This is a genomic window from Exiguobacterium sp. UBA6309 (assembly GCF_002439205.1).
Taxonomy (GTDB): Bacteria; Bacillota; Bacilli; order Exiguobacteriales; family Exiguobacteriaceae; genus Exiguobacterium_A.
Window position 1 is genome coordinate 72,557 of sequence record NZ_DJTL01000032.1, and the last position, 9,739, is coordinate 82,295.

At 43.6% G+C, this 9,739-nt stretch carries 12 protein-coding genes and 1 riboswitch; of the genes, 11 read left to right on the forward strand and 1 reads right to left on the reverse strand.

Annotation, left to right across the window (positions count from 1 at the left end; translation table 11 throughout):
• The first annotated feature begins 40 nt into the window (after window positions 1–40).
• The 4 genes from B3M90_RS11285 to B3M90_RS11300 all read left to right on the forward strand — a co-directional run bounded on the left by B3M90_RS11285 (window position 41) and on the right by B3M90_RS11300 (window position 2,727).
• Window positions 41–1,378 carry a hemolysin family protein gene (locus B3M90_RS11285; protein ID WP_290784162.1) on the forward strand — a complete coding sequence of 446 codons (1,338 nt, stop codon included), beginning with the start codon at window positions 41–43 and terminating at the stop codon, window positions 1,376–1,378.
• A 173-nt stretch (window positions 1,379–1,551) separates the two neighbouring features.
• Window positions 1,552–1,986, forward strand: coding sequence for an organic hydroperoxide resistance protein (locus tag B3M90_RS11290; protein ID WP_035412467.1), 435 nt, complete (start codon window positions 1,552–1,554; stop codon window positions 1,984–1,986).
• Window positions 1,987–2,013: 27 nt separating this feature from the next.
• Window positions 2,014–2,187 carry a hypothetical protein gene (locus tag B3M90_RS11295; protein WP_290784164.1) on the forward strand — a complete coding sequence of 58 codons (174 nt, stop codon included), beginning with the start codon at window positions 2,014–2,016 and terminating at the stop codon, window positions 2,185–2,187.
• 27 nt (window positions 2,188–2,214) lie between these two features.
• On the forward strand, window positions 2,215–2,727 hold the full coding sequence (locus tag B3M90_RS11300; protein ID WP_035412470.1) for a type 1 glutamine amidotransferase domain-containing protein: 513 nt from the start codon (window positions 2,215–2,217) through the stop codon (window positions 2,725–2,727).
• Window positions 2,728–2,774: 47 nt separating this feature from the next.
• On the opposite strand, the gene mce is transcribed toward B3M90_RS11300, so the two are convergent.
• The gene (gene mce, locus B3M90_RS11305) at window positions 2,775–3,185 is read right to left on the reverse strand and encodes a methylmalonyl-CoA epimerase (RefSeq protein WP_035412473.1); all 411 of its coding nucleotides are present in this window, start codon (window positions 3,183–3,185) and stop codon (window positions 2,775–2,777) included.
• A gap of 264 nt (window positions 3,186–3,449) precedes the next feature.
• Here mce and B3M90_RS11310 point away from each other — a divergent pair, with 264 nt between their 5' ends.
• The 7 genes from B3M90_RS11310 to B3M90_RS11340 all read left to right on the forward strand — a co-directional run bounded on the left by B3M90_RS11310 (window position 3,450) and on the right by B3M90_RS11340 (window position 9,715).
• Complete coding sequence (locus tag B3M90_RS11310; RefSeq protein WP_290784166.1) at window positions 3,450–4,883, forward strand: murein hydrolase activator EnvC family protein; 1,434 nt, start codon at window positions 3,450–3,452, stop codon at window positions 4,881–4,883.
• A 202-nt stretch (window positions 4,884–5,085) separates the two neighbouring features.
• Window positions 5,086–6,363 (forward strand): murein hydrolase activator EnvC family protein, encoded by a 1,278-nt coding sequence (locus tag B3M90_RS11315; protein ID WP_214856429.1) that lies wholly within the window; start codon window positions 5,086–5,088, stop codon window positions 6,361–6,363.
• 64 nt (window positions 6,364–6,427) lie between these two features.
• A riboswitch (TPP riboswitch) is annotated at window positions 6,428–6,538 on the forward strand.
• Window positions 6,539–6,653: 115 nt separating this feature from the next.
• Complete coding sequence (gene thiD / locus B3M90_RS11320; RefSeq protein WP_290784169.1) at window positions 6,654–7,457, forward strand: bifunctional hydroxymethylpyrimidine kinase/phosphomethylpyrimidine kinase; 804 nt, start codon at window positions 6,654–6,656, stop codon at window positions 7,455–7,457.
• The gene (thiM, locus tag B3M90_RS11325; protein ID WP_290784171.1) at window positions 7,438–8,205 is read left to right on the forward strand and encodes a hydroxyethylthiazole kinase; all 768 of its coding nucleotides are present in this window, start codon (window positions 7,438–7,440) and stop codon (window positions 8,203–8,205) included. The genes thiD and thiM overlap by 20 nt, the downstream gene beginning before the upstream one ends.
• Window positions 8,195–8,833 carry a thiamine phosphate synthase gene (gene thiE, locus B3M90_RS11330; protein ID WP_290784173.1) on the forward strand — a complete coding sequence of 213 codons (639 nt, stop codon included), beginning with the start codon at window positions 8,195–8,197 and terminating at the stop codon, window positions 8,831–8,833. The genes thiM and thiE overlap by 11 nt, the downstream gene beginning before the upstream one ends.
• 206 nt (window positions 8,834–9,039) lie before the next feature.
• Window positions 9,040–9,288 (forward strand): hypothetical protein, encoded by a 249-nt coding sequence (locus B3M90_RS11335; protein ID WP_290784175.1) that lies wholly within the window; start codon window positions 9,040–9,042, stop codon window positions 9,286–9,288.
• Window positions 9,289–9,346: 58 nt separating this feature from the next.
• On the forward strand, window positions 9,347–9,715 hold the full coding sequence (locus B3M90_RS11340; protein WP_035412491.1) for an ArsR/SmtB family transcription factor: 369 nt from the start codon (window positions 9,347–9,349) through the stop codon (window positions 9,713–9,715).
• Window positions 9,716–9,739 lie beyond the last annotated feature (24 nt).

Consider the following 9,739-nt stretch of genomic DNA (forward strand, 5'->3'; position numbering starts at 1 on the left):
TCCCCTTTCTTCGGGGAAACGATTGGACAGTACACACTCAATGGAGACATTCGACACGACGACGATCATTATTCGACTACTCGTCATTGCACTACTCATCATTTTAACCGCTTTTTTTGTTGCCGCCGAATTTTCGGTCGTCAAAATGCGAATGTCTCGAATCGATCAGTTGATTACAGAAGGAAGCAAGACTGCGAAAATAGCGAAAAGGCTGCTTGAGAATTTGGATTATTATTTATCAGCCTGTCAACTTGGAATTACCGTGACAGCGCTTGGTCTCGGGTGGTTAGGAGAATCGACGGTAGGTGCGATTCTCAGTATGTTGTTCGAAGAAATCGACATCCCAAACTCCGTTTCGACGATCATTTCGTTCGTCCTTGCATTCTCAATTGTAACGTTTCTTCATGTCGTGCTTGGAGAACTAGCTCCTAAGTCCTTGGCTATTCAAAAGACGGAAGCTATCACGATGTTACTCGCACCACCGCTTTATTGGTTCGGTAAGGTCATGAAACCTTTCATTTGGACATTGAACGGTTCAGCCCGGGTCATTCTTCGTCTGTTTGGTGTTGAACCTGCTGGTCACGAAGAAGTTCACTCGGAAGAAGAAATTAAAATCATCATGACGCAGAGTTACAAGAGTGGAGAAATCAACCAGACCGAACTTTCCTACATGCAAAATATCTTCTCGTTCGATGAGCGAATCGCGAAAGACATCATGTTACCGCGGACAGATTTAATCACGATTTCGAACGATGCATCGATGGAGGACATTATTCGTCTCGTTGAAGAGTATCAGTTCACACGTTATCCGGTAGCGGAAGAAGGAGATAAGGATAAAATCCTTGGCTTCATCAATGCAAAACAATTATTTACGGACCATATGGCGAACAAAGGGAAAGCATTAAGTTATTATGTCCATAACTTGCCGATCGTATCCGAGTATTCACCGCTTCAAGACGCGATGCTGAAGATGCAGGTGGAACGGACGCCAATGGCACTCGTCATTGATGAATACGGAGGTACAGCTGGTGTCATCACGATGGAAGACATATTGGAGGAAATCGTCGGAGAAATCCGAGACGAATTCGATAAAGATGAGAAAGCGGATATCGAACAGATCCATGAACGATTATACCGGATTTCAGGTCGTGTCTTAATTGATGACTTAAATGAACGCTTTAACCTAGGTATTGAAGAAGAAGATATTGATACGATTGGTGGTTGGGTCATGGCACAGGATACAGAAGTATCAAGTGGTCAAGAATTCCGCTATCAAGCGTATACGATCAAGGTCATGGAAGTCGATAACCACCAAGTGAAGTCGATTTATCTTCAATTGCCTGATCAAGAAGAAGTTGCAACAGAGGATATCGGATAAAATAGCAAAATCAAAAGACGATGGACATTAAGTTCATCGTCTTTTTTCGTTATTGAAAGAATGGCAGGGTAAAGGGATTGAACACTCCTTGTGTTTATCTCCGCCGGTGACGGGTATTACTGTTTATGTGGCAAAAAGTCTTTTTAATTTAACAGGAAAAGGGGTTTTCTATCATGTCAAACGTCATTCTTACTTCGCGCGCATCTGCAGTCGGTGGTCGCGACGGGAAAGTCGCTTCAGATGACAACGTCATTAATCTTGATTTAGTCATGCCTGGAACAAAAGGCAAAGAAGACATTCCGACATCAAACCCGGAACAGTTATTCGCAGCAGGATATGCCGCTTGTTTTGATGGTGCCTACAATTTGATGGCGCGCCAAGCGAAAAAACGAGTCGAGACGCGGACGAATTCAGAAGTCAGCCTCTTACAGGACGAAGCGGATAACGGTGTGAAAATTGCGGCGAAACTCGTCGTCGAAGTCGTTGGGGTATCGCAAGAAGAAGCAGAAGAACTACTTGAGAAGACACACAACTTCTGCCCGTATTCAAAAGCGACTCGTGGCAACATCGATGTCGACCTTTCTGTTAAAGTCGTCGATTCGTTATAAGAAATACATCCTTAAGGAGGGTTTTCGATGGCACCAAAAGAAACCGATCGTCCAAATGAAAAATTGGAAGATGAACGGGATCGTCTGTCTGATAAAGAACGGAAACTGACAGAGGAGCAGCAAAAGGAAATCCTAAAAGGGAAAAACGAGATGCCAGATGATCCGGTTTCTCCACGAGATCGCGGAGAAAATCCGATTTAAATTCAAACAACTTGGGAGATGAATCACATGTCTAAAAAAGTAGCAGTCGTACTCGCCGATCATTTTGAAGATGTAGAATTCACTGGACCGGTTGATGCGTTAAAAGAAGCGGGGCACGACATTACTGTCATTGGTGCCAAAAAAGGTGCAGAGCTTGTTGGTAAACAGGAAGATGCAAAAGTAACCGTTGATCTCTCAATTGATGAGACATCGGCGGCAGACTATGATGCCCTTTTGATACCAGGTGGATTTTCACCAGATTTACTACGCGAAGATGAGCGTTTCGTCTCATTCGTCGAAGAATTCGATATGTCAAAAAAACCGATCTTCTCGATCTGTCATGGACCTCAGTTGATGATTAACGCCAAAATCGTTAAAGGAAGAAAAATGACAGGTTATAAATCAATTCGCATCGACCTAGAAAATGCTGGAGTAGATTTCGCGGACGAAGAAGTCGTTGTTGATGATAATTTTATCTCAAGTCGACAACCGGATGACATTCCTGCATTCAATCGAGAAATCGTTGCAAAACTCGGCTAATCGTATAAAACAAAAATCAGCACTGCGTTGTCGCAGTGCTGATTTTTTTATGAGTTCTCTGGATAATCACAGAGTTCCGTGATAACCCCATGTGAATGACGAGGGTTCATATAAATCAGTCGTCGTCCAAACGGCGTCGTTCGATACGTATCTTCTAAAAATGTTAAGCCTTGTTGTTTTGCTTCGGCGATTGCTTGATCTAAATCATCAACACGGTAGGCAATGTGATGGACTCCTTTTCCACGTTGTTTTAAAAAACGAGCGATTGGACTATCCTGGCTAGTTGGTGTCAACAGCTCGATATGCGCATCATCGAACTCGATGACGGCGATGTTGGAAGCGACACCAGGTGCGGGGTTTGAGTACTCTTTTGTTAATGTTCCACCAAGTACTTTTGTATAAAATGAGATTGCTTCTTGCATATCGCGAACGGCGATGCCGGTATGATCTAGTTTCATCTGATGTTTCCCTCCATTCGCTTCAGTTTCCCAAAAATGAATCAAAGTTGCAATGGGAAGCTGTTTTCCATCATTTTCTATTACATAGAAGAAGAACGATTTATTTAAAATGAAATATCACTGAAATATTATGGAAGAGGAATGAATGCTATAATCAAAAACGTTCCTATAAATAAGAAAAACTATTATAGAATTTAATTTTAACGTAACTGTTATTCCATATAATGCATCGACATACTACTAGAGAAAAAGAGGGAATACTACATGAAAAAAACGTTCGCGTCGCTCATCGTTTCCGCACTAGTTCTTTCATCAGCACCTCATTTTGCAGCAGCTGACGATTTAAGTGAACAGAAAGCTAAAAACGAACAACAGCAACAAGACAATGCTAAAAAACAAAAAAACTTAGAGTCTTCCGTTAATCAGGAGGGTCAAAAAATTTCTAAGACGCAACAAGAAGTCAATCGATTAGACGAAGCCTTGAATGAAAAGATCTTTGCTGTCGAAACGAAAGATCGTCAAATTAAGGCGACGGAACGAGAAATCGTTCAACTTGGAAAAGAAATCGAAAAGTATAAAGCGAAATTAAAACGCCAAGAAAAACTACTTGGGGATCGTCTTCGTGTCATGCAAGAAAATGACGGGAACTCGATTAAATGGGAAGAAGTCATTTTTGGGGCAAAAAACGTCGGTGACCTCGTTAGCCGTGTCATGGCCGGAAAATCGATTTCAAAGCAAGATGATAAAATGATCACGGATTATCAAAATACGCAAAAGCAGTTAGCGGATGCACAACAAGAAGTGAAAGACAAGAAAGCACAATTGGTTGTTGAAAAGCAAGAATTGAAACGCCAACAAGCAGAACTTGAATCGCAATTAAAAGAGCGAAACAAACGCTTAAAAGAATTACGTAAGAAAAAAGCGAAATTTGAAACACAATTGATGGATGCAAAAGAAGTCCAGCAAATTTTGATTGCTCAAGAAAAAGCGATTGCAGCTGAAAAGGCAGCACGTGAACGTGAAGCACGGATCGAAAAAGAGCGTCAAGCTCAAGCAGCACGTGAAGCAAAAGCGCGAGCAGAAGCTGAAGCAGCTCAAGCAGCGGCTCAAAAAGAAGCTGAGCAACAAGCAGCTAAAGAAGCAGCGGCTCAGCAGGCAGCACAAGAGAAAGCGTCGCAAGCAGCGAAACCTTCTGGTTCGACGAAACAATCGACTCCAAAAGCATCTACACCAGCTGCGCCAACACCGTCAGCACCTGCGACACCTAAACCGTCACCATCATCCGGTGGTCTGTTCATCCATCCAACGGTTGGGGCTGTCACGCAAGGCTATGGCTCAGCAGGTGGAGAAAACGGTTATACGTTCCATAACGGGATCGACTTTGGTGGTCCGGTTGGAACTCCAATCGTTGCAGCTGCAACAGGAACAGTCATTACAGCATCAGGTGGTGGTCCTTACGGAAACCACATCATGATTGCCCACCAATTAAACGGTAAAACGTACACAACATTGTATGCTCATATGAGCGCACTCAATGCTCACGCAGGTCAACGCGTCAGTCAAGGTGAACAAATCGGTTTACGTGGAAGCACTGGGAATTCAACTGGTCCACACTTACACTTTGAAATCCACGTCGGTGGATACAGCTATAGTGCAACTGGTCCAGCTAGCTCAGTGAACCCAATGACGATGTTTTAAACAGTAAAGAATCGTTGCTTATGCAGCGGTTCTTTTTTTTGCGATTTTCAAAAAATAAATGATTATATTACAAAAAACGTTTTCATTTGAAATGTAAATGAAATTTTTTTGAAACGATTAGGGTGCTATAATCTATTTCAGATATGAGAGAAACTTGAATACTATAATAAAATATGAAAAACATAAGTGAGGAAAACGATATATGCTAAAAAAACTAATTTCTACCATTGTTTTAGGAGCATTACTTATAACAGGAACACAACCAATTGCGGCAGCAACGATCAAAGAAAAAAAGGCTGAAAATGCCGCAGAACAACGTAAATTAGAAAAAGCAATTAAAAAACAAGAGTCGAAAATTTCGAAAGAACAACGTCAAATCAATCGAATCGATGCAGCGATCAACGAAAAGATTTTTCAGATTTCCGAAAAAAATAAACAAATCGAGAAATTGAATTTGCGAATCGATGAATTAAAAGCAGACATCGTTCGCTACGAAGAGATGTTGAAAAAACAAGAAGAACTACTCGGTGATCGTCTACGTGTCTTCCAAGAAAACGATGGAAACTCAATCAAATGGGAAGAAGTCATTTTTGGATCGAAGGATTTAGGCGATTTATTTAGTCGTGTCATGGCAGGGAAAAAAATCGCGGAGCAAGATGATAAAATGATTTCGGATTACATCGCAACCCAACAAAAGCTAGCGGAAGCAAAACAAGCGCTCGTTGAAAAAAAGGCGGAGCAGGTTGAAGAGAAGAAAACATTAATCGAACAAAAAAAAGCGTTGAAAGTTCAAATGAAAGAACGCAGTGCTACGCTTAAAAAATTAAGAAAAGGTAAGACGAAGTTTACGACAGAACTTCTAGACGCGAAAGAACTACAAGCGACACTTGAAGCTCAAGAACGTGCGATTGCGGCAGCGAAGGCAGCAGCTAAAGTGGCGGCTGAAAGAGCAGCAGCCGAGAAAGCAGCAGCTGAAAAAGCCGCTAAAGCGAATGCTCAAGCAGCAAAACAAGCAGGTAAGAGTTCAGAATCACCTACTTCAGTTGCTTCACCCGTTGTTTCGAGCGGTGGGAAATTCGTTCGTCCATCTTCTGGTGGCGTATCACAAGGGTTTGGACCAGCAAGCGGTGCGAACGGCTATACGTTCCATAATGGTGTCGATTTCAGTGGTTCGGTCGGCTCACCAATCGTCGCAGCAGCAGCTGGAACGGTCATTACAGCTTCAGGTGGTGGGCCTTATGGAAATCACGTCATGATTTCTCACTTCCTTGACGGGAAAGTCTATACGACAGTCTACGCTCATATGAGTTCGTTATCTGTTCATGCAGGACAAACAGTTTCTCAAGGTCAGCAAGTTGGAACACTTGGTAGTACTGGGAATTCAACAGGACCACACTTGCATTTCGAACTACATGTCGGAGGCTATCAGTACAGTGCCTCTTCTCCTCTGAATGCAGTTAATCCATTAGCATATCTATAATTCAAAACGAGCTTCGGCTCGTTTTTTTCTTGCCGCTATGCTACAGTTAAGGCGAAATGAATACTTGAGCAACTAGGGGAGCTGGAGGAATCCGGCTGAGAGGAAAACCAATCTGTTTTCGACCCTATTACCTGAACTGGATAATACCAGCGTAGGAAAGTTGAGCCGAACGGATACCGAAGTGGTTGGATAACGATTTCGTATAGCGTCGACTGCTTTTTTACAGCGGTCGACGCTTTTTTTGTCGGTAACAACTCCCTTACATTGCTCGATGGAAAGGTGAGAAAAATATGAAACATGTATTGACGATTGCGGGATCTGACTCCGGTGGTGGAGCTGGAATTCAGGCAGATTTAAAGACATTTTCGGCATTGGGCGTTTATGGGATGAGTGTTTTGACAGCGGTAACGGCTCAAAATACACTGGGCGTTCAAGCAGTAGAAGAGTTATCATCGGAAATCGTTGATGCCCAATTAGCTTCAATCTTTTCAGATATTCGTGTGGATGCTATCAAAATCGGTATGGTCTCGAATGCACAAACGATTCACGTCATTGCAACACATCTTCGCAAACAGACAGTTCCAATCATACTAGACCCTGTCATGGTCGCAAAAGGCGGGCATGCCCTATTGCGGACGGAGGCAGAGGAAGCACTAATCGCGGAGTTACTGCCACTTGCGACACTCGTCACACCAAATTTACCGGAAGCAGAGCGCTTAACAGGGCAATCAGTTACTAATTTAGAGGAGATGCGACTGGCGATGCATCAGTTGGCTATGGAGACTGGAGCTGTCTTGCTAAAAGGTGGACATCTACCGGGAGCTGCCACGGATTTATTATGGGACGGGCAAGAAGAATACCGTTTCACATCAGATCGGTTAGATAATCAACATACTCACGGAACAGGCTGTACCTTATCTGCAGCGATTGCGGCACGGATGGCACTTGGAGAAGCTTTAACGGACAGTGTACGTCAGGCCAAGAAGTATGTTACAGAGGCGATTCGTCATGGATTTGCTCTCGGACAAGGGATTGGACCGACACATCATTTTCATTCACTTTGGAGGGATTCACATGTTTACGACCATTCTTAAACACAAACCACTCATTCATCATTTGACGAACACAGTCACGATCAATGATTGCGCCAATGTCACACTTGCCGTTGGCGCATCTCCAGTCATGGCGGAGGATATTCGCGAAGTGGAAGAGATGGTTCGACGCGCGCAAGCTCTTGTCTTGAACATTGGAACAATTGATGCAGACATGCAAGCAGCTCAACGACTCGCCGCAAGCGAAGCGAGACGCTTGAACGTTCCGATCATCCTTGATCCAGTTGGAGCGGGAGCCACATCATTGCGTACGTCCTTTTCAAAAGAATTGAGTAGACTCGGATGTACGGTCGTTAAAGGAAATGCTTCAGAAATCAAGACATTGCTTGGGGAGAATGGACGAACAAAAGGAGTCGATGCTGCTAGTGATGAGATCATGGATCGAGAAATCATTCGTGCATTCGCTCGTAAACAAAAGTCCGTCATTGTCGTCACAGGTCCAATCGACTACATCACGGATGGCATGCGCGAAGTGGAACTACAAGTAGGTACGCCGCGTCTCGGAGACGTCACAGGTACGGGGTGTATGACAGCTTCTTTGATTGCGAGTTTTCTTGGTGCAGGATATTCTGCATTTGAGGCAGCAGTCCACGGAACATTTATCATGGGAAAAGCAGGAGAACAGGCAGCATCAGAAAAAGGTCTAGGTAATTTCAAACGAGAGTTGTTCAATGCAATCAGTCTGATGACGGAGCAAGATTTGATGGAGGTGGTAGAACATGTCAATTGATTATTCCATTTATGCGGTGACAGATCGTCGATATCATCCGGGAGTTGCAATCGAAACGGTGGTTGAAGAAGCGATTTTAGGTGGTGCAACGATTATACAATTACGGGAAAAAACAGCGCAGGGAAAGGAATTCTTCGAACAGGCAGTCCGGTTAAAGAGACTGACGGATCGTCATGATGTTCCTTTGATTATCAATGACCGAATTGATATTGCGTTACTTGTCGGAGCTGGTTTGCATATCGGACAAGAAGATATTCCTCTAACCGCAGCGCGACGTCTCTTACCGAACACTGTGATCGGCGTATCGGTAGCAACCGTCGCGCAAGCGATTGAAGCAGAACGAGATGGAGCATCTTATTTAGGTGTAGGTTCTCTATTTGCGACGTCATCGAAAGCAGACGCCGACTCGATGTCACACACGATGCTTCAAGCGATTCGCGAAGCCGTGTGCTTACCTTTAATCGGCATTGGCGGAATTACGGCAACGAATGTCGCTTCTCTTCCTATCCCATTAGAAGGATATGCGGTCATCTCGGAAATTTTTGCTAAAGAAGATCGACGGCGTGCTGCACAACATATGACAGATGCTGTACGGGAATGGCATCAATCTCTTCAGAACAGGGTATAATCCGTTCAGAGGTGATTGTATTGAAATGGCAGACGATCCGTTTTCGGGGCTATTGGATCCGGTATCGATTGGAACCACAAATCATTCGCGTAGATAATCGCGGGATCTACCATTTGGGGAAAATTTTATTTCCGCGTCCTAATCGTGTATCTTATGAAATGGCTCTCTTGCTGAAGGAAAAGTATGAAAGACGCTACAAACGTCCGTTGTATATCAAGACAAGTTCGATCGCTACAGAAATTTGGGGACACACCCACTTAGACATCTATTATCGAATACTGCTTCGTCTCCCGATTCCTGCTCGATTACGTAAGCGTTATAGGAATCGATTGGAGAGTACGAAGATCATCGATATCGGTGTACGTGCGGTCGATCAAAATCGAATCGTTTGGGATATCGGTGATTACGTAGGGGGATGGGTTGTATTTTGGCTCATTCGTAGGCGGATGCGCTGAACTTGCAAATGTCCTGTTTCTCATGGTGCAATATAGAAATAGAAACGAGGTGACGGACATGGACATTCCCCGTTGTGAAACGATTGCTATTGATGAACAGCGTGCGTCTGAGATTGGACAAGTCGTTGATACGATTCCGACGCTTGAAATCGGAAAATTATTTAAGATCCTTTCAGATGCGACACGACTACGAATCGTTTATGCGTTGACGATCGAAGAGGAATTGTGCGTTTGTGATGTCTCTGCTTCTGTCGACTGCTCGATTGCGACAGCATCTCATCATCTTCGCTCCCTGTTAAAACAAGGGCTCGTCAAGTTTCGTAAAGATGGAAAAGTCGTGTATTATTCTTTAGATGACCATCATGTGTCGTCGCTTGTTCATATGGCGATGGAGCATGTACAAGAGGGAAAAGCAGTATCTGAATAATTCTTAGAGTAAACGAAAAGCGCA

Coding starts and splice junctions, on each gene's coding strand:
- B3M90_RS11285 (WP_290784162.1), top strand. CDS start 41: ATGGAGACATTCGACACGACGACGATCATTATTCGACTACTCGTCATT.
- B3M90_RS11290 (WP_035412467.1), top strand. CDS start 1,552: ATGTCAAACGTCATTCTTACTTCGCGCGCATCTGCAGTCGGTGGTCGC.
- B3M90_RS11295 (WP_290784164.1), top strand. CDS start 2,014: ATGGCACCAAAAGAAACCGATCGTCCAAATGAAAAATTGGAAGATGAA.
- B3M90_RS11300 (WP_035412470.1), top strand. CDS start 2,215: ATGTCTAAAAAAGTAGCAGTCGTACTCGCCGATCATTTTGAAGATGTA.
- mce (WP_035412473.1), bottom strand. CDS start 3,185: ATGAAACTAGATCATACCGGCATCGCCGTTCGCGATATGCAAGAAGCA.
- B3M90_RS11310 (WP_290784166.1), top strand. CDS start 3,450: ATGAAAAAAACGTTCGCGTCGCTCATCGTTTCCGCACTAGTTCTTTCA.
- B3M90_RS11315 (WP_214856429.1), top strand. CDS start 5,086: ATGCTAAAAAAACTAATTTCTACCATTGTTTTAGGAGCATTACTTATA.
- thiD (WP_290784169.1), top strand. CDS start 6,654: ATGAAACATGTATTGACGATTGCGGGATCTGACTCCGGTGGTGGAGCT.
- thiM (WP_290784171.1), top strand. CDS start 7,438: ATGTTTACGACCATTCTTAAACACAAACCACTCATTCATCATTTGACG.
- thiE (WP_290784173.1), top strand. CDS start 8,195: ATGTCAATTGATTATTCCATTTATGCGGTGACAGATCGTCGATATCAT.
- B3M90_RS11340 (WP_035412491.1), top strand. CDS start 9,347: ATGGACATTCCCCGTTGTGAAACGATTGCTATTGATGAACAGCGTGCG.